This is a genomic window from Corallococcus terminator (assembly GCF_003611635.1).
GTDB lineage: Bacteria > Myxococcota > Myxococcia > Myxococcales > Myxococcaceae > Corallococcus > Corallococcus terminator.
The window spans coordinates 14,059-39,107 of the sequence record NZ_RAVZ01000006.1; the positions used below are offsets into that span (position 1 = coordinate 14,059).

The 25,049-nt window shown below is 69.9% G+C and carries 6 protein-coding genes; 4 read left to right on the forward strand and 2 right to left on the reverse strand.

Annotation, left to right across the window (positions count from 1 at the left end; translation table 11 throughout):
- Positions 1 to 82: 82 nt before the first annotated feature.
- From D7V88_RS01890 to D7V88_RS01905, 4 genes are read left to right on the forward strand one after another with little or no spacing between them, the layout of a single operon-like run.
- Positions 83 to 14,317: a non-ribosomal peptide synthetase gene (locus D7V88_RS01890; protein WP_120538862.1), complete on the forward strand. Its 14,235-nt coding sequence runs from the start codon at positions 83 to 85 to the stop codon at positions 14,315 to 14,317.
- Positions 14,310 to 18,476, forward strand: a complete 4,167-nt coding sequence (locus tag D7V88_RS01895; protein ID WP_120538863.1) for a non-ribosomal peptide synthetase — start codon at positions 14,310 to 14,312, stop codon at positions 18,474 to 18,476. The genes D7V88_RS01890 and D7V88_RS01895 overlap by 8 nt, the downstream gene beginning before the upstream one ends.
- Positions 18,473 to 19,819: an MFS transporter gene (locus D7V88_RS01900; protein WP_120538864.1), complete on the forward strand. Its 1,347-nt coding sequence runs from the start codon at positions 18,473 to 18,475 to the stop codon at positions 19,817 to 19,819. Before D7V88_RS01895 ends, D7V88_RS01900 begins: the two co-directional genes overlap by 4 nt.
- Before the next feature lie 39 nt (positions 19,820 to 19,858).
- Positions 19,859 to 21,601 carry a fatty acyl-AMP ligase gene (locus D7V88_RS01905; protein ID WP_120538865.1) on the forward strand — a complete coding sequence of 581 codons (1,743 nt, stop codon included), beginning with the start codon at positions 19,859 to 19,861 and terminating at the stop codon, positions 21,599 to 21,601.
- A 56-nt stretch (positions 21,602 to 21,657) separates the two neighbouring features.
- On the opposite strand, the gene D7V88_RS01910 is transcribed toward D7V88_RS01905, so the two are convergent.
- Both D7V88_RS01910 and D7V88_RS01915 read right to left on the reverse strand, forming a co-directional pair.
- Complete coding sequence (locus D7V88_RS01910; protein ID WP_120538866.1) at positions 21,658 to 23,085, reverse strand: protein-disulfide reductase DsbD family protein; 1,428 nt, start codon at positions 23,083 to 23,085, stop codon at positions 21,658 to 21,660.
- A 69-nt stretch (positions 23,086 to 23,154) separates the two neighbouring features.
- Complete coding sequence (locus tag D7V88_RS01915) at positions 23,155 to 24,768, reverse strand: SPFH domain-containing protein (protein ID WP_120538867.1); 1,614 nt, start codon at positions 24,766 to 24,768, stop codon at positions 23,155 to 23,157.
- Positions 24,769 to 25,049 lie beyond the last annotated feature (281 nt).

Consider the following 25,049-nt stretch of genomic DNA (forward strand, 5'->3'; position numbering starts at 1 on the left):
CTTCTCACGGGCCCCGCCGGTGTGGCGCGCACGTCCATTCCTCGCGCCCCCACGGGCCCCCACCTGATTTCCGATCACGCCCATGAACGCTGAAACCTTCGTCTTCCCCGTCTCGTTCGCCCAGCAGCGACTGTGGTTCCTGCACCTGATGCAGCCGGACAACCCCAGCTACAACATCGCGGGGGCGGTGCGGCTCCAGGGTGTGCTCGACATCGGCGCGCTCCAGCGGACCTTCGACGCGATGGTGGAGCGGCACGAATCGCTGCGCACCACGTTCGCACAGGAGGCCGGACACCCCGTCCAGGTCGTCGCGATGGAGGGCACCGCGCCCGTCGTGCTCGTGGACCTGGAAGCCCTTCCTGAAGCCGAGCGTGAAGAGGCGGCCCGTCAGGGCACGACGGAGGAGACGCGCCGGCCCTTCGACCTGATGCGCGGGCCCCTGCTGCGCGCGCGCCTGTTCCGGCTCACCGCGACGGACCACGTCCTCGTGATGACGATGCACCACATCATCTCGGATGGTGGCTCGCTGGGCATCCTCATCCAGGAGGTGGCGCAGCTCTACGCGGCCTTCTGCGAGGGCCGTGAGCCGGAGCTGGAGTCCCTGCCCATCCAGTACGCGGACTATGCCCAGTGGCAGCGCGAGTGGCTGAGCACCGAAGGCGTGCTGACCGAGCACGTGGCGTATTGGAAGAAGCAGCTCGCGGGCGCGTCCCTGCTCCAACTGCCCACCGACCACCCGCGTCCGGCCATCCAGACCCAGCGCGGCGCCCTGCTGCCCCTGCACCTGCCCTCAGAGCTCGTGGCGCGATTGCAGCAGCTCGGTCAGCGCGAGCGGGCCACGCTCTTCATGACGCTGCTGGCGTCCTTCCAGGCCCTGCTGTCCCGCTACACCCACCAGCACGACATCCTCGTGGGCGCGCCGCAGAACAGCCGGGGCCGCGTGCAGACCGAAGGGCTCATCGGCCTCTTCGTCAACACGCTCGTCCTTCGCGGAGACCTGTCCGGCAACCCCACCTTCCGTGAGCTGCTCCAGCGCACCCGCGAGACGACGCTGGCGGCCTACTCGCACCAGGACATCCCCTTCGAGCGGCTGGTGGACGAGGTGCAGCCGGAGCGCAACCTGGCCTACACCCCGCTGTTCCAGGTCGCGTTCAACCTCCAGGCCCAGGCGCCGCAGGAGCTGGTCCTCCCCGGCGCGAAGATCCTCCCCATCGAGGTGGAGACGGGCACCGCGAAGTTCGACCTGACGCTGGACCTCCAGGAGAGCGCGGACGGGCTGCGCGGCTTCTTCGAATACAACCGCGACCTGTTCGAGCCCTCCACGATGGAGCGCCTGCGCGGGCACTTCCAGACGCTGCTCGAAGGCATCGTCGCGCGGCCGGACGCGCGGCTGGACGCCCTGCCCCTGCTGACGCAGCCCGAGCGCCACCAACTGCTCGATGTCTGGCCCGTCCTCAAGCACTTCTCTGGCAGCGACTGTCTGCACCAGCGCTTCGAGGAGCAGGCCAAAAGGCGCCCTGACGCCATCGCCGTGGTGGGTGACGGCGAGCGCCTCACCTATGCGGAGCTGGACGCCCGCGCCAATCAGCTCGCCCATGCGCTGCTGGCGCGCGGCCTCCAGCCCGAAACGCTGGTGGGCCTGTGCGTGGAGCGCTCGCTGGCCACGGTGGTGGGCATCCTCGGCATCCTGAAGGCGGGCGGCGCCTACGTGCCGCTCGACCCGACGTACCCCGCGGACCGGCTGGCTTTCATGGTCGAGGACAGCCGCATGCCGCTGGTCATCACCCAGCGCGCCCTGGTCGAACGCCTGCCGGCGAGCGGCACCGAACTGCTCGTGTTGGAGGACGCCTCCGAACTGCTCGCGCGGCAGTCCACCCAGGCGCCGGGCCTCGCGCTCGACAGCGACCACCTGGCGTACGTCATCTACACCTCCGGTTCGACGGGCCTGCCCAAGGGTTCGCTGCTGCCACACCGCAACGTCACGCGGCTGTTCGAAGCGACGGAGGACTGGTTCCACTTCGATGAGAAGGACGTCTGGACGCTGTTCCACTCCTACGCGTTCGACTTCTCCGTCTGGGAGCTGTGGGGCGCGCTGCTGTACGGCGGCCGGTTGGTCATCGTCCCGTACCTCGTCTCGCGCTCGCCGGATGCGTTCTACGAGCTGCTGAGCCAGGAGCGCGTCACGGTGCTGAACCAGACGCCCGCGGCCTTCCGCCAGCTCATCCAGGCCGAGGAGCGCAGCGAGTCCGGGCCGCGTCCGCTTGCCCTGCGCTACGTCGTCTTCGGCGGCGAAGCGCTGGAGCCCGCGAGCCTCGTGCCCTGGTTCCGCCGGCACGGGGACACGCAACCGCAGCTCATCAACATGTACGGCATCACCGAGACGACGGTGCACGTCACCTACCGTCCAATGAGCATGAAGGAGGCGGAGCGCACGCAGCAGAGCCCCATCGGCGTGGCCATCCCGGACCTCCAGCTCTACGTGTTGGACTCGCGCCTGGAGCCCGTGCCCGTGGGCGTCGCGGGGGAGATCTTCGTGGGCGGCGCGGGGCTCGCGCGCGGCTACCTGGGCCGGGCCGCGCTCACCGCGGAGCGCTTCATCCCGCACCCGTACAGCAGCACGCCCGGCGCCGCGCTCTACCGCACGGGAGACCTGGCGCGCTTCACGAAGGACGGCCAGTTGGAGTACCTGGGGCGCATCGACCACCAGGTGAAGATCCGCGGGTTCCGCATCGAGCTGAGCGAGATTCAAATCGTCCTCAGCCTGCACCCGGCGGTGCGCGAGGCCCTGGTGCTGGTGCGCGAGGACCCGGCGGGCAGCAAGTCGCTGGTGGCCTACGTGGCCGCGCCGAAGGAGGGCGCGCCGAGCATCAATGACTTGCGGCAGTACCTGCTCGGCAAGCTCCCGGACTACATGGTGCCGGGCGCCTTCGTGATGCTGGAGCAGTTCCCGCTGACCGCGAACGGCAAGGTGGACCGCAAGGCCCTGCCCACGCCGGACCAGTCCCGTCCCGACCTGGGCACGCAGTACGTGGCCCCCAGCACCCGTCCGCAGGAGGTGCTCTGCGCCATCTGGGCGGAGGTGCTGGACGTGGAGCGCGTGGGCATCCACGACAACTTCTTCGCGCTGGGCGGCGACTCCATCCTCAGCATCCAGGTGCTGACGCTGGCGCAGCGCGAGGGCATCCGCTTCTCCCTCCAGCAGCTCTTCCAACACCAGACGGTGGCGACCCTGCTCCAGGCCGCGGAGGTCCGCGCGGCCACGACGGAGGAGCTGCCGCGCACGGAGCCCTTCAGCCTCATCACGCCCGAGGACCGCGCCCGGCTTCCGGCCGACGTCGAGGACGCCTACCCGCTGGCCCGCATCCAGGCCGGAATGCTGTACCACATGGAGTTGGCGCCCAACTCCAACATCTACCACAACACCGACAGCTTCCATCTGCGGCTGCGGACCCCGTTGGATCCGGCGCGCTTCGAAGAAGCGGTGCAGGCCATCGTCGCGCGTCAACCCGTGCTGCGCACGGCGTTCGACATGACGACGTACAGCCAGCCGCTGCAACTGGTGCACAAGAACGCGCACCTCTCCGTCGAGTTCGTGGACCTGAGCCACCTGTCGGACGCGGAGCAGGACGCGGAGATTTTCAAGCTGCTGGAGCTGGAGAAGCAGCGGCACTTCGAATTGGCGCGACCGCCGCTGCTGCGCTACTTCATCCACCGGCGAGCGGAAGGGTCCTTCCAGTTCACGCTCACCGAATGCCACGCCATCATCGACGGCTGGAGCCTGCACTCCACGCTGGTGGAGATGTTCAATCACTACCATGCGCTGGAGCGTGGTGAGACGCCGCCCCCGGCGGAGCAGACGAGCCTCACCTACCGCGACTTCGTGGCGCTGGAGCAGCGCGCCCTGGAGTCAGAGGAGCATCAGCGCTACTGGCGCGACCAGCTCGCGGGCGGTTCGGTCATGCGGCTGCCGCGCTGGCGGCGGGCGCTTCCGGAAGGCGAGCCGCGAATCGCCACCGTCAAGGTGCCCCTCTCGCAGGAGCTCCACGCGGGGCTGAAGGCGCTGACCCGGACCGCGTCGGTGCCGTTCAAGAGCATCCTGGTGGCCGCGCACCTCAAGGTCATGAGCCTGCTGAGCGGCCGTGAGGACGTCATCACCGGCATGGGCGTCAACAGCCGTCCGGAGGAAGGCGACGGCTCCAAGCTGCGGGGCATCTTCCTCAACACCCTGCCCTTTCGGCTGAAGCTGGAGCCTGGAAGCTGGAAGTCGCTGGTCCACGCGGCCTTCGAGCACGAGCGCACGCTCTATCCCTTCCGCCGCTACCCCATGGCGGAGATCCAGCGGCAGTGGGGCCGCGAAGCGCTCTACGAAGTCATGTTCAACTACATGCACTTCCACGTGCTGCACGACCTGTCCGGCACGCTCGCCTCGGTGGAGACGCTGGGCGTCATCCGCTCCGAAGGCACCAACGTCACGCTGGCGGTGCACTTCCAGACGGAGCCGCACACCCAGGAGCTGACGCTCGAGCTGGACTACAACGCCGTTGAACTGGAGCACGTGCAGGTGGAGCGCATTGGCGCGTCCTACGCACGCGTGCTGAACGCCCTGGCCTTCCACGCGGAAGAGGCGCACCACCTGTCCTCCGCGCTGCCTCCCGAGGAGCAGCAGCGGATGCTGGTGGAGTGGAACGCCACCTCCGTCCCGTTCCCCAGGACGACGACGTTCCAGGAGCTCTTCGAAGCCCAGGCGAAGCTCACGCCGGACGCGGTGGCCGTCGTCGACGGTGCGCGCTCGCTCAGCTACCGCGCCCTGGATGCGCGCGCCAACCGGCTCGCGCACCACCTGCGCTCCCGGGGAGTGGGGCCAGAGCAGGTGGTGGCGCTCGGCCTGGAGCGCTCCATCGAGCTGCTCGTGGGTCTGCTGGGCGCGCTCAAGGCGGGCGCCGCCTGGATGCCGTTGGATCCGACGTATCCCGCCGAACGGCTGGCGTACATGCTGACCGACTCCCGTTCGGCGCTCCTGCTGACCACGAAGGCGCTCGACGCGACGTTCGCGTCCTCCTACGTCAAGCGCGTCTACCTGGATGCCTTGGAGTTCATTGGCAAGGCGGCCGCGCCGGCCCTGCCTCCCAGCGCGGGCGGTGAATCCCTGGCGTATGTCATCTACACGTCCGGCTCCACGGGCCTGCCCAAGGGCGCGATGATCACCCAGGGCGGCCTGGTGCAGTACCTCACCTGGGCCGCCAGGACGTATGGCGTGGAGCAGGGACAGAGCGCCCTGGTGCACACCTCCATCGCGTTCGATGCCACCCTCACCAGCCTCCTCACCCCGCTGCTGCGGGGCGCGACGGTGCGCATGCTGCCCGCCGGCAACGAGCTGGAGGCGCTCGCGAAGGCGTTGCAGGAGGAGCAGGGGCATGAGCTGGTCAAGCTCACGCCCGCGCACCTCCAGGCGCTCTCCCATCTGGTGCCGCTGTCCGCGCTGGCCCGGCTCAACAGCACCTTCGTCGTGGGCGGCGAGGCCCTGGCCCCGGCGACGGCGGAGTTCTGGCGTCAGCACGCGCCGGGCGTCCGGTTGATCAACGAATACGGCCCCACGGAGACGGTCGTCGGCTGCTCCATCCATGACCTCACGCGCGACGGCCTGCGGGACGGGCTCGTGCCCATTGGCCGGCCCATCTCCAACACGGAGCTGTACGTCCTGGATGAGCGGATGCAGCCCGTGCCGGTCGGCGTGGCGGGCGAGCTGTACATCGGTGGCGCGGGCGTGGCGCGCGGCTATCTGGTGCGCCCCTCCCTCACCGCCGAACGCTTCGTGCCGGATCCCTTCAGCGGTCGGCCCGGGCAGCGCCTCTACCGCACGGGAGACTTGGCGCGCTTCCTTCCGGATGGGACGCTCGACTTCATCGGCCGCCGCGATGGGCAGGTGAAGCTGCGGGGCTACCGCATCGAACTGGGAGAGATTGAAGCCGCGCTGCGCATGCACACGTCCGTGCTCGACGCCGTGGTCCTGGTGCGCGAGGACGAGCCCGGCGACCCCCGGCTGGTCGCCTACGTCGTGCCCCGCCCGGAGCGCCAGGCGGAGGCCAGCCACCTGCGCACCCACCTGGTGCAACGGCTGCCCGGCTACATGATCCCCTCCGCCTTCGTGACGATGGAGGCCCTGCCCCTCACCGCCAACGGCAAGGTGGCCCGCAAGGCCCTGGCCATGCCCACGCAGCGGACCGCCGACACGGTGGTGGGCCCGCGCAACGACACCGAGTCACTCATCGCCAGCATCTGGGCGGACGTGCTGCGCACGGACCGGTTCGGCATCCACGACCACTTCTTCGACCTGGGCGGACACTCGCTGCTGGCCACGCAGGTGGTGTCGCGGGTGCGTGAAGCCTTCGGCCTGGAGCTGCCCATCTCCGCGCTCTTCGAGGCGCCCACGGTGGCCACGCTGGCCGAGCACCTCCAGGGGCTGCGCGCCCACGGCTCGGGCGAGGCGCCTCCCCCGCCGCTCACGGCCTTCCCCCGCGAGGAGGCACTGCCGCTGTCCTTCGCGCAGCAGCGCCTGTGGTTCCTGGATCAGATGCAGTCCGGCAGCGCCTTCTACAACATGCCCGCCGTCCTCCGGCTGACGGGCACGGTGGATCCGAAGACGGTGCAACGCTGTCTGGAAGAGCTGCTGCGCCGCCACGAAATCCTGCGCACGACGTTCCAGATGAGCGGGCAGGCCCCGGTGCAGCGCATCGCTCCGGAGGCGCTCCCGGCGATGGAGTTCATCGACCTGCGCGAGCTTCCGGCGGAGCGCCGCGAAGCGGAGGCCCGGCGACTGGCCGAGGAAGAGGCCCAGCGGCCCTTCACGCTTTCGACCGGACCGCTGTTCCGGGGCGCGCTCCTGCGGCTGGGCGAGGACGAGCACCTGCTCCTGCTGACGCTGCACCACATCGTCGCGGACGGCTGGTCCCTGTCCGTCCTCGTGCGGGAGGTGGCGGAGCTGTACCGCGCCTTCTCCGCGAATCGGCCCTCGCCGCTGCCTCGCCTGCCGGTGCAATACGGTGACTACGCGCGCTGGCAGCGCGAGTGGCTGTCGGGCCCGGTGCTGGAGCGCCAGCGGGACTACTGGAAGCAGCGCCTGTCGGGGGCTCCGGCCTTCCTGGACCTGCCCACGGACTTCCCTCGGCCTCCCGTGCAGCGCTTCCTCGGAAGCACGCACCAGGGGCTGCTGCTGCCGGAGGACGCGGCCGCGAAGCTGCGCGAGCTCTGCCGCCGCGAGAGCGTCACGCCCTTCATGGCGCTGATGGCGGCCTTCCAGGTGCTGCTGCACCGCACCACCGGCGAGACGGACATCGTCTTCGGCACGGACATCGCCAATCGCAATCACTCCGGGACGGAGGGCCTCATCGGCTTCTTCGTCAACCAGCTCGTCATGCGCGGCGACCTGGGCGGAGACCCGTCCTTCCGCGTGCTGCTCGCCCAGGCGCGGCGGGAAGCGCTGGCGGCGTATGCCCACCAGGACCTGCCCTTCGAGGATCTGGTCAAGGCGCTCAACCCCGAGCGGGACCTGGCGTACTCGCCGCTGTTCCAGGTGAAGCTCATCCTCCAGAACGCGCCCTCCTCCGACCTGGAGTTGCCCGGCCTGAAGCTGCGCGAGGAGAGCAGTAGCACCGGCGCCGCCAAGTTCGACATGACGTGGGTGGTGACCGACACGGCGCGCGGCCTGGAGTGCCTGTGCGAATACAGCACCGACCTCTACACGCAGGCCACCATCGACCGGATGATGGGCCACCTGCGTGAAGTGCTGCTGGGCGCGCTCGCCCGTCCCGAGGAGCACATCTCCCGCCTGCCCCTGCTGTCCGCACCGGAGCGGCAGCAGGTGCTGGGCACCTGGAACGACACGGCGTCGCCGCTTCCCGAGGTCCTCCTCGCCCACCAGCTCTTCGAGGCGCAGGCGGCGCGCACGCCCGACGCGGTGGCGGTCTCCTTCGAGACGCAGCAACTCACCTACCGGGAGCTGGACGCACGGGCCAACCAGCTCGCCTGGTATTTGAAGGAGCGCGGCGTGGGGCCCGAGTCGCGGGTGGGCCTGTGCGTGGAGCGCTCGCTGGACATGGTGGTGGGCATCCTCGGCATCCTCAAGGCCGGGGGCGCGTGGCTGCCGTTGGATCCCACCTATCCGGTGGAGCGCCTGGGCCTGATGATGCAGGACGCGTCCATCCCGGTGCTCGTCACGCAGGAGCATCTGGCGGACGAGCTGCCCTCGCTGGGGCTGCTGGTGTGCCTGGACTCCGAATGGCCGCAGATTGCCCGGAAGCCCGTGACACCACCGAGCGTGGAGCTGTCGCCGGAGAATCTGGCGTACATCATCTTCACCTCGGGTTCGACGGGCCGCCCCAAGGGCACGCTGCTGTCGCACCGGGGCCTGTGCAACACGGCGCTCGCGGCCGGTCGTGGCCACCGACTCCATCCCGCGAGCCGCGTGCTGCAATTCGCGGCCTTCGGCTTCGATGCGTCGGTGTGTGAGATCTTCTCCACGCTCCTGGCGGGCGCGCGGCTGTGTCTGGCGTCGCGCGACGACATCATGCCGGGCCCCCCGTTGCAGGCGCTGTTGGCCTCGCAGGCCATCACCAGCGTGACGCTGACGCCGTCGGTGCTCGCGCGGCTGGAGCCCACGGGGCTGCCGGCGCTGGAGACGCTCATCTCCGCGGGCGAGACGTGCACGCCGGAGCTGGCGCGCCGGTGGGTGGGCACCCGCCACTTCATCAACGCGTACGGGCCCACCGAGGTGACGGTCTGCGCGTCGCTGGAGGACCACGTGGATCCGGACCGGCCCGGCATCGGCAAGGCCTGGCCCAACGTGCGGCTGTACGTGCTGGACGCGCGGATGCAGCCCCTGCCCGTGGGCGTGCCCGGCGAGCTGTACATCGCGGGCGTCGGCGTGGCGCGCGGCTACCTGGACCGTCCGGAGCTGACGGCCGAGCGCTTCGTGCCAGAGCCCTTCGGCACGGTGCCGGGCGCGCGGATGTACCGCACGGGGGACCGCGTGCGCCTGCGCGCGGATGGGTCGCTGGAGTTCCTGGGCCGCCTGGATCAGCAGGTGAAGCTGCGCGGCTTCCGCATCGAACTGGAAGAGATTGAGGCCGCGCTGGCGGAGCGTCCGGAGGTGGGCGCGGTCGCGGTCGTGCTGCGCGAGGAGTCCCCGGGCCGCAAGCAGATCGTCGCCTACGTCGTCCCCGAGGAGGACATGAAACCGGAGCCCGAGGCGCTGCGCGACGCGCTGGCCTCACGGCTGCCCGAGTACATGGTGCCCTCGGCCTTCGTCATGCTCCAGTCCCTGCCGCTGACGGCCCACGGGAAGGTGGACCGCAAGGCGCTGCCCTCGCTGGAGCAGCAACACCAGCAGCGCGAGTCCACCTACGTGGCGCCGCGCACGCCGGTGGAACAGGCGCTGGCGGACATCTGGGCGTCGGTGTTGTCGCGCGAACGCGTGGGCATCCACGACGACTTCTTCGAGCTGGGTGGCGACTCCATCGTCAGCATCCAGGTCATCGCGCGCGCCACGGAAGCCGGGCTCTACATCACCCCGCGACAGGTCTTCCAACACAAGACCATCGCCTCGCTGGCGCCCCAGGTCGGACAGTCCCAGCGGCCCCAGGCCGAACAGGGCGCGGTGATGGGCCCCGGCCCGCTCACGCCCATCCAGCGCTGGTTCTTCGAATGGGAGCGCCCCCAGCCCCATCACTACAACCAGTCCGTGCTGCTGGGCCTGCGTCAGCCCCTCGCCCCCGCACTGCTGGAGGAGGCGCTGCGAGCGCTGGTGGCCCACCACGACGTGCTGCGGCTGCGCTTCGATTCGACGCCTGAAGGCTGGAAGCAGACGGGCACGGGATTGGAGAACACCGTGACGCTGCGTCAGGTGGACCTCTCCAGCCTGGAGGAGGGACCCCAGCGCGCGGCGCTGGAAGCCGAAGCGCAGCGGGCCCAGGCGGGCTTCCGTCTGGAGCAGGCCCCGCTGGTCGCGGCCGTCCTGTTCGACCTGGGCGCCCAGCGAGGCACCCGCCTGCTGCTCGCCATCCATCACCTGGTGATGGACGCGGTGTCCTGGCGCGTGCTGCTCATGGACCTGGAGTCGGCGTGCCAGCAGCTCCTGCGCGAGGCCCCGGCGTCGCTGCCGCCGAAGACGACCTCCTTCCTCGCGTGGGCCCAGCGTCTGGAGCACCACGCGCAGGGATCGGAGATGGAGAAGGAGGCCTCGTACTGGCTGGGACAGTCCAGCGACGTGCCAGCCCTGCCCGTGGACGATGCCACGGGCGCGAACACGCACGCGTCGGCCCACACCGTGACGGTCTCCCTGGAGACCGAGGAGACGCGGCTGCTGCTCCAGGAGGTGCCGAAGTCCTGGCGTGCCCGCATCGACGAGGTGCTGATCACCGCCCTGGCCCAGGCCCTCTCCACGTGGACGGAGCAGGCCCGGGTGCGCGTGCAGTTGGAAGGCCATGGCCGCGAGGAGCTCTTCGAGGACGTGGACCTGAGCCGCACGGTCGGCTGGTTCACGACCACCTATCCGGTGACGTTGGAGCTGCCGGAGGGCGGCACTCCCGGGGCCGGGCTCCGGGCGGTGCGGGACGCGTTGCAGCAGGTGCCGCGCAAGGGACTGGGCTACGGCCTGCTGCGCTACCTGCGCAAGGACGCCGTGGGCCAGCGGATCCAGGCGCAGCCCGAGCCCCAGGTGTCCTTCAACTACCTGGGCCAGCTCGATTCAGCCCTGTCGCCCGCGTCCCTGTTCACCGCCTCGGATGAGCCCTCCGGCTCGCCGCATGGGAGCCTTGGTCAGCGCCGGCAGGTGCTGGATGTGAATGCCCATGTGCTCGGCGGCAAGCTGGAGGTGTCGTTCACCTACAGCCAGGCCCTGCATCAGCAGGCCACGCTGGAGCGGGTGGCGTCGTCGTACCTCCAGGCCCTGCGGACCCTCGTGGCGCAGCGGACGTCCGAGGACGCGGCGCGCGTGTCGCCTGGGGACTTCCCCCTGGCTCCGCTGTCGCAGCCCGCGCTGGACGAATTGGTGCGCACCAGCCCCGGCATCGTGGACCTCTACCCGCTGTCACCCATGCAGCAGGGCATGCTCTTCCACGCCCTGTTGGATCCGCGTGAGAGCGTGTACTTCGAACGGGCCGCCTGGACGCTGGAGGCGGACCTGGACGTGGCGGCGCTGCGCCGCGCGTGGCAGCAGATCATCGCGCGCTACCCCATCCTGCGCACCCGCTTCGCGTGGGAAGGCCTGGCGCAGCCGCTCCAGGTCGTCCAGCGCGAGGTCCACCTCCCCTGGGAGGAGCACGACCTGCGGGACAAGCCGGCGGAGGTGCAGCAGCGCTGGCAGTCCGACTGGATGGCCACGGATCAGGCGCGCGGCTTCAACCCGAAGCAGGCCCCGCTGATGCGCGTGGCCGTGCTGCGACTGGCGGAGCGTAGCTGGCGCGTGGTGTGGAGCTTCCACCACCTGCTGTTGGATGGCTGGAGCGTCGGGCGGGTGCTCAACGAGATGCTGGCGTTCTACGACGCCGCGACCCGCCAGCAGCCGCTGCGCATGGAAGAGCCCCCGGTCTACCGGGACTACATCGCGTGGCTCGTGAAGCAGGGGACGGCCCAGGCCGAAGGCTGGTGGCGCGAATCCCTGAAGGGCTTCGGCGAACCGACGCCGCTCCCCGGTGAGTCGGGAGGACAGGCCCGGAGCGCGCCGCAGGTGATGGGCGAGCGCCGTCGCCACCTGTCCGCCGACGTGACGGAGCAGTTGCGTGCCCTGTCGCGCCGCCATCAGGTGACACTCAACACGCTGGTGCAGGCGGCCTGGGCGCTGGTGCTCGGCCGGCACGCGGGTGTGGAGGACGTGGTCTTCGGAGCCACCGTGGCCGGGCGTCCGCCGGAGTTGCCGGGCGTGGAGCAGATGGTCGGCCTCTTCATCAACACCCTGCCGGCGCGCGTGAAGCTGCCGCCCGAGCAGAAGGTGGTGGAGTGGCTGAAGGCCTTCCAGGACTGGCAGGTGGAGCGCGCACCGTACGAGTACGCCCCGCTGGTCCAGGTCCAGGGCTGGAGCCCGGTGCCGCGTGGCACGCCGCTCTTCGAGAGCATCTTCGTCTTCGAGAACTATCCCGTCGAAGAGGCGGTGCGGCAGGGCGCCAGCCAGTTCGAGATCCGCGACGTGGTCGCCCAGGAGCGCACCAACTACCCGCTGACGCTCACTGCCCACGCCGACCGGGAGCTGCTGCTCCACATCGACTTCGAATCCCCCAGGCTCGAAGCCGGAGCCGTGGAGCGGATGCTCGAGCAGATGGGCACGGTGCTGGAGGGGATGACCGAAGCGGAGAACAAGTGCCTGTGGCAGTTGTCCCTGCTCACCGCGGCCGAACGTCACCGCGTGCTGGTGGAGTGGAACGACTCGCGCGTGGAGCCCGGCCAGACGGGCTGCCTCCCCGAGCTCATCGAAGCCCACGCGCGGCGGACGCCCGACGCCATCGCCGTCGCCTCTCCGGGAAGCGCGCCGCTCACCTACGGCCAGTTGGAGGAGCGCGCAAACCGGCTCGCCCACCACCTGCGCGCTCGCGGCGTCGGGCCTGAACACCTGGTGGGTGTCTGCCTGGAGAAGTCGCCCGAGCTGATCATCGCGCTGCTGGGCATCCTCAAGGCGGGTGGCGCGTATGTGCCGCTGGATCCCTCCTACCCGTCCGAGCGGCTCACGCGGATGATCTCCGAGGCGCAACTGTCCCTGCTGCTCACGCAGCGGGACATCGTGGAGACCCTGTCGAAGCCCGCCGTGGACCTGTACCTGCTGGAAGAGGAAGCCGCCGCGCGGGCCTTGCTCCCCGCGAATGCCCCACCCCACCGAGCCTCGCCAGAGGAGCTGGCCTACGTCGTCTTCACGTCCGGCTCCACGGGCACGCCCAAGGGCGTCATGGTCAGCCACCGCAACTGGGCCAACGCGTACCTGGGCTGGGAGCGGAGCTACGACCTGGCTCGGGGCTGCCGCAGCCACCTCCAGATGGCGAGCTTCTCCTTCGACGTCTTCGCCGGCGACTTCGCCCGGGCCATGGCCTCTGGCGGCAAGCTGGTGCTCTGCCCTCGCGAGTGGCTGCTGGAGCCGACGAAGCTCCATGCCCTCATGAAGGACGAACAGGTGGACTGCGCGGAGTTCGTCCCGGCCGTGCTCCGGGGCCTGCTCCAGCACCTGGAGGAGACTCGGCAGCGACTGGACTTCATGCGCGTCCTCATCGCGGGCTCCGACGCGTGGTTCGTCAGCGAGTACCACCGGCTCCGGGGCGTCATTGGCGCAGGCACGCGGCTGATCAACTCCTACGGCGTCACCGAGGCCACCATCGACAGCACGTGGTTCGAAGGCAACAGCCTGGGGACGGAGGACAACCAGCTCGTGCCCATCGGAAAGCCCTTCGCGAACAACCGGCTCTATGTCCTGGACACGCACCAGCAGCCGGTGCCCGCGGGCCTCGCGGGCGAGCTGTTCATCGGCGGCGAGGGCGTGGCGCGGGGCTACCGCCTGCGTCCGGAGCTGACGGCGGAACGCTTCGTGCCGGATCCCTTCGGGCCCCCCGGAGCGCGGCTGTACCGGACCGGTGACCGGGCGCGCTACCTACCGGACGGCAACATCGAGTTCATGGGCCGCGCGGACACCCAGGTGAAGCTGCGCGGCTTCCGCGTGGAGCTGGGAGAGATTGAATCCACGCTGGGCCGGCACCCGTCCGTCCAGAGCGCGGTCGTCGTCCTGCGTGAGGACCCCAAGAGCCCCCGGCGCCTCGTCGCCTACGTCGTCGGTGCTTCGGGGGAACTGGACACCACCGTGCTGCGCGACTTCCTGCGTGAGCGGCTGCCGGACTACATGATCCCCGCGCTCATGGTCCGGATGGACGCGCTCCCGCTGACGCCCAACGGGAAGGTGGACCGCAGGGCACTGCCGGCGCCGGATGCCACCGCGCGCGCCGCCGAGGCCCAGTTCGTCCAGCCCCGGACTCCCACGGAGACGGAGCTGCTCGCCATCTGGCGCGAGGTGTTGGGGCTGGAGTCCATCAGCGTGCTGGACACCTTCTTCGACATCGGCGGCCACTCGCTGCTGGCCACGCAGATCATCTCCCGCGCGAACACCGCGTTCCAGGTCACGCTGCCCCTGCGCGCCCTCTTCGAGTACCCCACCATCGCGGAGCTGTCCGAGCAGATCGTCCTCGCGCAGCTCGAACAGGCGGACTCAGTCGCGCTCGCGCAGGCGATGGACGAGGTGGACGGCTTGTCGGAAGAGGAGCTGGAGAAGCTGCTGGAGGGCGCCAATGAGTGAGTTGTCCAAGAAGCTGGCGGGCCTCTCCCCGGAGAAGCGCGAGCTCATCCTGCGCAAGCTGCGTCAGCAGAACGTGCTCGCCGCGCCCGAGGCGGTGGCACGCTCCACCGCCATCCCCCGGGCCCCCCGGGATCAGCCGCTGCCGCTCTCCTTCCCGCAGCGCCGCCTCTGGTTCCTGGATCAGTTCGAACCCGGCACGCCCGCGTACAACATCCCGGAGTTCGCGCGGCTGCTCGGGCCGCTCCAGCCGGAGGTGCTGGAGCGAAGCCTCAACGAAGTCATCCGGCGACACGAAGGCCTGCGCACCGTCTTCGTCTCCGAAGGCGGCGAGCCGTGCCAGTCCGTCCTCCCCCGGCTGAACGTCCCGCTGTCCGTGGTGGACCTGTCACACCTGCCCGAGACCGAGCGCGGCGAGCGCTGCCAGGCCCTGGCGCTCCAGGTGGCGGGTGCATCCTTCGACCTGGCCCGAGGTCCGCTGCTCCAGACCACGCTGGTGCGGCTGGCCGCGGAAGAGCACGTCCTGTTGCTCGTGGTGCATCACATCGTGTCCGACGGCTGGTCCACGGGCATCCTCGTCCGGGAGCTGGCCGCGCTCTACGACGCGTTCAGCCGGCAGCAGCCCTCGCCGCTCCCCGAACTTCCGCTGCAATACGCCGACTTCGCGGTGTGGCAGCGGGAGCACCTGCAAGGGGAGGTGCTTGGCAAGCAGCTCGACTACTGGCGCAAGCAGTTGGACGGCAGTGACAGCGCGCTGATGCTGCCCACGGACCGACCGCGCCCCCGCGTCCGCACGCATGCGGGTGGCAAGCAGTCCTTCCGGGTGGACGCGGCGGTGACGCGGCAACTGCGGTCACTCGCGGGACAGGAGAGGGCATCACTCTTCATGGTGATGCTGGCGTCGCTCCAGGCCCTGCTCTTCCGCTACACGCGCGAGCCCCGCATCAGCGTGGGCACGTACATCGCCAACCGGAACCGGACGGAGGTGGAGCCGCTCATCGGCTTCTTCCTCAACACGCTGGTCATGCGCACGGACCTGTCCGGCGACCCGACCTTCCGCGAGCTGCTGCGGCGCGTGGTGGATGTGACGCTGGGCGCCTACGCGCACCAGGACGTGCCGTTCGAGAAGCTGTTGGAAGAGCTGACGCCCACGCGCGACACCAGCTTCTCTCCCTTCTTCCAGACGATGCTCGTCCTGCAGAACACCCCCGAGGCCTCGACCGGACCCAGCCGGCTGCGCCTGGAGCCCTTCTCCGTCGCGGGTGAGCCCCACGCCCAGTTCGACCTCACCCTCTGGCTCGTGGAGGAGGCGGAAGGACTGGAAGGCATCTGGGAGTACAACCGCGACCTCTTCGACGCCTCGACCATCGAGCGCATGGTCGCCCACTTCCAGACGCTGCTCGCCGGCATCGCCGCGCATCCCGAACAGCGGCTGCGAAAGCTTCCCCTGCTCCCGGAGACGGAGCGAAGCCGGCTGCTGCGCGAGTGGAACCAGACGGAGCGCGCGTTCCCCGCCAACGCCTGCCTGCACCACCTCATCGAAGGGCACGCGGCGCGCACGCCCGACGCCATCGCCGTGGTGGATCCGACGCGACGCCTCACCTACGCGGAACTCGACCGTCAGGCGAACCAGCTCGCGCACCACCTGCGCACGCTGGGCGTCGGGCCGGGGCGGCTCACAGGCATCTTCCTGGAGAAGTCCGTGGAGGTGGTGGTCGCGGTGCTCGCCGTGCTCAAGGCCGGCGGCGCCTACGTCCCGCTGGATCCGTCCTACCCGCAGGACCGCACGGCATTGATGCTCGCGGACAGCCGTCCCCAGGTCCTGGTGACCCGCGACACGCTGCGCGCCATCCTGCCCGCGTCACTGCCGCCGACGGTGTGTCTGGACACCGACGCATCCGCCATCTCCCGCCAGCCTGTCACGGCCCCCACGCAGGCCGTGGAGCCGGAGCAACTGGCCTACGTCGTCTACACCTCGGGCTCCACGGGACGTCCCAAGGGCGTCATGGTGACGCACCGGAGCCTCGCCAACGCGTACTTCGCCTGGGAGGACGCCTACCGGCTGCCCACGCTGCGCGCCCATCTCCAGATGGCGAGCTTCTCCTTCGACGTCTTCTCCGGCGACTTCACGCGCGCCCTGGGCTCCGGCGCGACGCTGGTCCTCTGTCCCCGCGAGTGGCTGCTCGAACCGGAGCGACTGCACGCCCTGATGCTGCGCGAGCAGGTGGACTGCGGTGAGTTCGTGCCCGCGGTGGTCCGCCTGCTGATGGGCCACCTGGAGGACCAGCGCCAGCGCCTGGACTTCATGCGACTGGTCATCGTCGGCTCCGACACCTGGGACATGCGCGAGTACCACCAGCTCCGCGCCCTGTGCGGCCCGGACACGCGGTTGGTGAGTTCCTACGGGCTCAGCGAGGCGACCATCGACAGCACCTACTTCGAAAACGCCACGCCCACACCCAGCGAGCAGATCGTCCCCATTGGCCGCCCCTTCGCCAACAGCCGGATGTACCTGCTGGATGCCCAGATGCAGCCGCTGCCCATCGGCGTTGCCGGCGAGCTGTACGTGGGAGGCGACGGACTGGCGCAGGGCTACTGGGGCCAGGCCGGCCTCACCGCCGAGCGTTTCGTTCCCAGCCCCTTCGACACCACGCCCGGTGCGCGCCTGTACCGCACCGGCGACATGGCGCGCTACACGGCGGACGGAACCATCGGGTTCATCGGTCGCAATGACTCACAGGTGAAGATCCGCGGTCACCGCATCGAGCTGGACGAAATCAAGGCGAAGCTCCTGGAGCACGCCTCGGTCCAGGCCATCGAACTGCTCGTGCACGAAGAGGACAGCAACCGACAGCTCGTCGCGTACCTCACGCTGACCTCGCCTGGAGCCGTGGGCGCGGAGGAGCTGCGGCAGCACCTGAAGCAGCACCTGCCGCCGTACATGATTCCATCGGCCTTCATCCTGCTGGAGGCGTTCCCGCTCACGCCCAACGGCAAGGTGGACCGCAATGCCCTGCCCGCGCCCAAGGGAATCCAGCGCACGCAGCAGGAGGACTTCGTCGCCCCGCGCGACGACGTGGAGCGCCAGCTCGCGGCCGTCTTCGAAGAGCTGCTGTCGATGCGTCCCATCGGCGTGCACGACAGCTTCTTCGACCTGGGCGGACATTCGCTGATGGCCGTGCGGTTGACGGTGCGGATCCGCGAGCAACTGGGACGCACCCTGCCCCTGGCCACGCTCTTCCAGGGGCCCACCATCGAACAGCTCGCGAGGGCCCTCCAGGACGACGCACCCGCGCGGCCCTGGTCGCCGCTGGTGCAACTGCACTCCGGTGGTGGACAGCCTCCGGTGTTCTGCGTGCCCGGCGCGGGAGGCAACACCCTCTACCTGCGAGACCTCGCGAAGCGGCTGGGCTCCACCCGGCCCGTGTATGGCCTCCAAGCCCGGGGACTGGATGGACTTGCCCCCGCGCATCAGTCCGTGGAGGAGATGGCGGAGTGCTACGTGGAGGCCCTGCGACAGGTGCAGGCCCACGGGCCCTACTTCCTGCTGGGCCATTCCTTCGGAAGCTGGATTGCCTTCGAGATGGCGCAGCGGCTGCGCAAGCAGGGGGAGACCGTCGCCTTCCTGGGCGTCCTCAACACCACCATTCCGCTCGAACCGACCGCGCACACGGAAGCCCCCGCCTTCGATGACGCGGACTGGATGGCCAGCGTTGCCAGCACCGCGGGCCGCCTGTACGGCGCGGACCTCTCCATCTCCGCGGAGGAGCTGCGCCCCCTCTCCCCCGAGGAACGTCGCGCGGAGCTGACGCGACGGCTGGTGGCGACGGGACTCCTGCCGCCCGGCACGAGCAGCCAGCACGTCCACGGTCTCATCGAGGTCTACAAGACCGCCTACCGGATCGACTACCTCCCCCGGGACACCGTCCCCGTGCCCATCACCCTCTTCCAGGCCCACGAGCGACACGAGGATGACGGCATCGTCCCGACCGACTTCGCGGGCGATGCGACCTGGGGCTGGACGCGCTACGCGGACGGCGCCGTGCGCATCGAACAGGTCCCGGGCGATCACATGACGATGATGGTCGCCCCGCACGTGGAACCGCTGGCGGAGAAGCTGCGCGAGCACCTGGACCGCGCCCGGACAGGGGTCTCCGGATGACGGCCGCCACCACCGAGACCGAACATCCGCCAGCCTTCCCCCTCGCGTTCGCCGTCCTCATCTGGCTGGGACAGTGCGTGTCCCTGCTGGGCTCCGGGCTGACCAGCTTCGCGCTGGGCGTCTGGATGTACGAAACCACCGGCGGCGTGACGCGCTTCGCGCTCGTCATGCTGTCCGCCACGCTTCCGGCCATCCTGCTGGGGCCCGTGGCGGGCGCGCTGGTGGACCGCTGGAACCGCCGCTGGGTGTTGATCGTCAGTGACTCGGTCGCCGGCCTGATGTCGCTGGTGCTCGCGACGCTGCTGTTCAGCGGCAACCTCCAGCCGTGGCATGCCTACGTCACCACCGCCGTCGTGTCGGCGGCCAGTTCGTTCCAGCAACCGGCCTTCGGTGTCCTCGTCTCCACGGTCATCCCGCCCCAGCATCTGGGCCGCGCCAACGGGATGGTCCAGTTGGGGCTGGCGGCCTCGCAGCTCATCGCGCCCCTGGCGAGCGCCTCGCTGATGGCGACCATTCACCTCCAGGGCATCCTGATCATCGACGCGGTGACATTCATCCTGGGCACGACCCCGCTGCTCCTCTTGCGCATCCCGAAGCGGTTCCTGACGACGCCCGTCCAGGAGGAGCGACCATCGCTCGGGGAGTCCGTGCGCGCGGGCGCACGGTATCTGGGAACGTCGCCCGGCCTGCTGGTGCTCATCGGCCTCTTGGCCACGAGCAACTTCTTCGTGGGCGTCGTGGAGGTGCTGGTCACCCCGCTGGTGCTCTCCCTGTCCAACGTGGGCGCGCTGGCGGCGATCACCACGGCGGGCGGTGTCGGACTGCTCGCGGGCAGCCTGGCGATGAGCGCCCTGGGCAGTCCCCGCCGCATGGTCCACGGCATCCTCGCGGTCCAGTTCATCAGCGGGGTGCTCTTCATCCTCGTGGGGTGTGTCACGTCCATCCCGCTGCTGACGGGCATCGCCTTCTGCTTCTTCTTCAGCATCCCGCTCGTCAACGGCGCCAGCCAGACGCTGCTCCAGCGCAAGGTCCCGCTGGAGCTGCGTGGGCGGGTGTTCGCCTTCACCGGCACCCTCACCGGCGCGATGCTGCCGCTGGCCTACACCCTCTCCGGCCCGCTGGCGGATCAGGTGTTCGAACCCGCGCTGCGTCCGGGTGGTGCGCTCGCCGCGCTCCTGGGGCGCTTCGTGGGCGAGGGCGCGGGACGAGGCATCGCGGTGATGTTCATCCTCGCGGGCCTCCTGACGATGTTCGTGACCGCGCTCGCGGCGCTCTCGCGGCCCCTGCGTGGGCTTGATGGACCCGACGCCGCCCCCGCCAGCGATGTCGCCAGCAGCCCCTGACCTTCTTCAATCCCTTCGAATCACCGGAGCCCGAACACCATGCTGCCAGCCAATGCCCCCGTTGAGACCCTGACCGACCTGCTGCGCTGGCGCACCCAGCGCCATCCGGAGTCCTACGCCTATACCTTCCTGCCGGACGGGGACGGCGCCGAGCAGAACTGGACCTACGCGGAGTTGGACCGGCAATCGCGCGCGGTGGCGGCCCAGTTCCAGGCGTACAAGGCCGGCGGTGAGCGGGCGCTGCTGCTCTACCCACCGGGCCTGGAGTACCTGGGCGCGTTCTACGGCTGCCTCTACGCGAACGTCATCGCCGTGCCGGCCTATCCGCCGCAGTACTTCCAGTCCATCTCCCGCATCCTCTCCATCCTCCAGGATGCCCGGCCGCGCTTCGCGCTCACGACCGCCGCCATCCTGGAGACCGTGCGGGCCCTCCAGGGCGAGTACCCGCAACTGGGCGACATCCAGTGGATCGCCACGGACGCACTGCCGGCGGGAATCGAGGAGACGTGGAAGGCCCCCAACGTGAAGGGGGATGACCTGGCGTTCCTCCAGTACACGTCGGGTTCCACGTCGACGCCCAAGGGCGTCATGGTGCTGCACCGCAACCTGATGTCGAACCAGGCGATGATCCAGCGCGGCATGGCGCTGGACGAACAGTCCACCATCGTGAGCTGGCTGCCGCTCTACCACGACATGGGTCTCATCGGGACCGTGATGCAGGCGCTCTACAACGGCTCGCGCGCGGTGCTGATGTCGCCGTGGTCCTTCCTCCAGAAGCCGTCGCGCTGGCTGCGCGCCATCAGCCACTACCGCGCGAACCTCAGCGGAGCCCCCAACTTCGCGTACGCGCTCTGTGTGCGGAAGGTGAAGCCCGAACAGCAGGAGGGCCTGGACCTCAGCTCCTGGAGGGTCGCGTTCAACGGAGCGGAGCCCGTGCGAGCGGACACGCTGAACCGCTTCGCCGAGGCCTTCGCCCCGGTGGGCTTCCAGCGTCAGGCGCTCTACCCCTGCTACGGCCTGGCCGAAGCGACGCTCTTCGTCACGGGCGTGACGCCTGACACGGGGTTCACCCAGCGCACCGTGGACGCGAGCGCGTTGGAGAAACACCGCGTCGTCACCGTCGAGCCCGGCACGGCGAACGCACGGCCGGTGGTCAGCAGCGGAAGGAGCTGGGGAGACTCGCTCATCCGCATCGTGGAGCCGGAGACGTTCAAGGCGCGCGCGGACGGCGAGGTGGGAGAAATCTGGGTCGCGGGTCCCCACATCACCCAGGGCTACTGGGGCCGCGCGGAAACGGACACGCAGACCTTTGGAGCTCGCATCGCGGGCAGCGACGAAGGCCCCTTCCTGCGCACGGGCGACCTGGGCTTCCTGCTCGACGGAGAGCTGTTCGTCACCGGGCGCCTCAAGGACATGATCATCATCGATGGTCGCAACCACTATCCCCACGACATCGAGCAGACGGTCGAGTCCCAGCACCCGGCCTTCCGCGTGGGAAGCTGCGCGGCGTTCTCCGTCGAGCGCGACAACGAGGAGAAGCTGGTCGTGCTGATGGAGGTGGACCGCCGCTACGCTCCGCCCGCCGGAGGCGAAGGCGCCCTGGACCTGAAGCAGGTCACCCGCAAGCTGCAGCAGGCCGTGGCCGCCGCGCACTCCGTGGAGCTGCACGACTTCGTGCTGCTCCAGTCGGATGAAATCCTCAAGACCTCCAGCGGCAAGGTCCAACGCCGCGCGTGCCGCGAGAAGTACCTGGAAGGCTCACTCCAGCGCTGGCAGGGCTGACGTTTCCCCGAGGGCGCGGAAGGGGCGTTCCCCGTTCCGCGCTCGCGGTGGAAGTCCTACTGCACGACGACCTTGCGCATCTCCGCCGTGAAGGGCTCCGGCGGCAGGAAGCCCGTCACGCGCGGACTCGTCATCACCGTGCCGTCCGGATGCACGAAGGCCACCGTGGGAAGGCCCTCCACGCCCAGCTTCTCCATCAGCGCGTCCAGGTGGTCCTCGGTGTTCGTCGCGTCGATCTTGATGGTGAGGAAGCGCCCGGACTCCGCCTGGGTGATGACCATGCTCGACGGGTAGGTCTCCCGGTCCAGCTCCTTGCAGGCCGCGCACCAGTCCGCGAAGAAGTCGATGAGCACCGGCCGCCCCTCCGCCTTCGCCGTCGCGAGCACCTGTTCGAACTGGAGCGGATCAAACGGGGTCTGCTTGGGCGGCATCACGTGGTGCCACTGCCATGCGGGAGCCTTCGGAGGCTGAGCCAGCCCCAGGCGCACCCACAGCTCCCCCGTGGGCCGAGCGTCCAGCGCGCCGCCGCGCACCACCAGCGCGCCCACCACCAGCACCACGCCCAGCGCCTTGAAGCCGAAGTCGCGCGCGCCTTCCTTGAACGAGCGGTGCACCGCGCCCACCAGCACGCCCACCGTCGCCAGCACCGCGGCGATGGCCGCGCCCGGCAACTGCCCCACCTGCGCACCCAGCGTCTTCACCGTGTCGCGCGCCCAGGGGAAGGCGTCCTTCAGGTACGAGAACGCGAGCGCCACCAGCATGATGCCCAGCACGCTCTTCACCCACTCCATCCACACGCCACCGCGCGGCAGCCGCACCGTGAACACGCCGATGAGGAAGAACGGCACGCCAATGCCCAGCGCGTAGATGAACAGCAGCGTCGCGCCCAGCGTCGTGTTCGCGGACTTCGCCACGAAGGCCAGGAGGCCCGTGAGCACCGGCCCCGTGCACGGCGCCGCCAGGAACCCGGACACGCTGCCCATCAGGAACGCGCCCGCGATGCCCGCGCCACCCACGCTGGTCAGCTTCGACTGGAGCGATGACGGCAGCGCCAGCTCGAACGCGCCGAACATCGACGTCGCCAGCACCAGCAGGAACACCGCCAGCCCCGTCACCACCAGGGGACTGCCCAGCATGGAGCCGAAGGCCTGCCCCGTCTTCGCCGCCAGGATGCCCAGCGCGCTGAACACCACGCCCATGCCCACGATGTACGACGAGGTCAGCGCCAGCGAACGGCCACGCCCTTCCGCCTTCCGCGCGCCGAACACCGACACGGTAATGGGGATGAGCGGGTACACGCACGGCGTCAGCGCGGTGAGCAGGCCGCCGGCGAACACCACCAGCGCGCCCCAGGCGAGGCTTCCCGACTCCAGGAACCGGGCCGCGTCCAGCCCCGTCGTGGGTCCGGTGGGCAGCAGCCAGGGCACCACGGCCACCGCCACACCCGCCACCACCGCCGCCACCGTCAGCTTCTTGAAGTCCATGCGTGCCTGGCTCCCCGCTCGTCCCGGACCCGGGAGGCTCCCTTCTATATGCGGAGCCCGGCGGGGCGGCTACTCCACCGGCATCGCATGCGGGGGCACCGGCACCTTCAACCCCGCCGAGCGCGCCAGCCCCATCACCCCCTCCACCGCGGCGGCGATGTAGCCAAAGGGGTTCGCTCCATCCACCGCCGTCACGTGCACCTCGCCCATCTTCTGCTGGAAGGCCGCCGCCACCTGGGGGAGCTGCCGCGCCAGCGTCATCTGGATGACCTCCGGGCTCACCGTGTTCTCAATCTCCCGCATCGCCCGGGCCCGCTCCAACTCCAGGCCCTGCTGCGCCCGGGTGCGCCGCAGCTCCAGCTCCGTGATGCCCGCCTCCGCCTCCGCGATGGACTGCTTCGCCAGCAGCACCTGGAGCCGGGCGGCCAGTTGCTCGGCCTCCTGCCGTGCCTCCGCCAACTGGATTTCATGGCGCGCGGCCTCCGCCTCCTGTTGCCGGCGCAGGCGCTCCAGCTCCACCTGGGCCTTGGCGACCTCCGCCTCCTGCGCCAGTCGCAACTGCTCCAGCTCGCCCTGCGCGCGGTTGAACGCGAGCTGCCGTTCGCTGTTGAGCTGCGCCTCCGCGAGCCGGGCCTCGGCGCCCAGGGCCTCCAGCCGGGCCTGCTCCTCCGCGGCCTGCGTCTGCGTGCGCACCTCCTCCTGTGCGGCCAGCTTCGCGAGCGCCACCTCGCGCTCCACCGCCGTCTGTTCCTGCTGCGCCTGCCGCTCCTGCGCGAGCCGCGTGCCAGCGACGCGCGCCTCCACCGCGAGCTGCTCCAGCCGCGCCTGCTCCTCGGTGGCCTGCGTGCGCTGGCGCACCTCTTCCCGGGCCGCGAGCTTCTGGAGGTTGAGCACGCGCTCACCCTCCGTCTCCTCGCGCCGCACGAAGCGCTCCTTCGTGAGCTCCGCCTCGCGCGCCTGCCGTTCCTGTTCGCGGCGGAAGCGGGCCTGCATGTGCTCGAAGACGGACGCGGACAGCACGCGCACGTCCTGGATCTCAATCGTGTCCAGCAGCACGCCCCAGCCCGTGTCCGTGCGGTCCTCCAGCCGGCCCTGTCCGGAGAGCACGGGGGCGATTTCGCGCATCAACTCCTCCGCGATGCCCTCCTTGCGCCGCGTGAGGCACTCCTCCACGGTGAGGTTCGCGACGAGCCTTCGCGCCGCGCCCACGAACATCTCCCGCAGCAGCTCCGCCAGCTTCTCCTGCGCCCGCTCCGGGTAGCTGAAGTTGAGCATCCGGAAGGCCACCAGCGGATCCGCGATGCGGTACACCGCGAGCCCCGTCACCGCCACGCCCACCTTCTCGCTCGTCACCTGATCCGCGGTGAACTGCAACCGCTGGATGCTGGTGGGCACGATGGCCACCGAGTCCCCGGGCAGCTTGAAGCAGCTCGCGCCCTGGCCGCTCACCTCGCGCACCCGGCCCCGGCGCATGTGGATGAGGAACTCGCTGGGCCGCGCGGTGATGAGCCCCCAGCCCTTCACCTTGTCCGGATCCTCCGCCGGCTTGCCCGCCCGCCACCCGTCCGTGTAGCGGGAACGCTCCAGGCCGCCCTCCAGCCGGACCAGGGCCGGCCGACCTCCCGCCTCCCCTCCCGCGTCCTGTCCATTGCCCCGGGCCTGCGACTTCGCGTTGGCGCTCATGTGTGCATCCTCCGGGCGCCTTCCAGTGCAGGCGCCCGGCCATCCCCCTCGATGCCTGGAAACGGGCACTTGCGACCTGGCGGGGCACCATTTCGGCGCGGAACGTGCCAGGACGGTGCACCCGGAGTGATCCACTCTGGACAAGCGTTGCACCGCCACGGCGCGGTGCCTGACGCCCTTCCCGGCCCGGCGCGTCACCGAAGGAGGGACCTCGCCTTATGTTCCCTTGACCCGAGGGGGGTCGATTTTATAATTGACCAGTCCGGTCCACATTCGTGTGG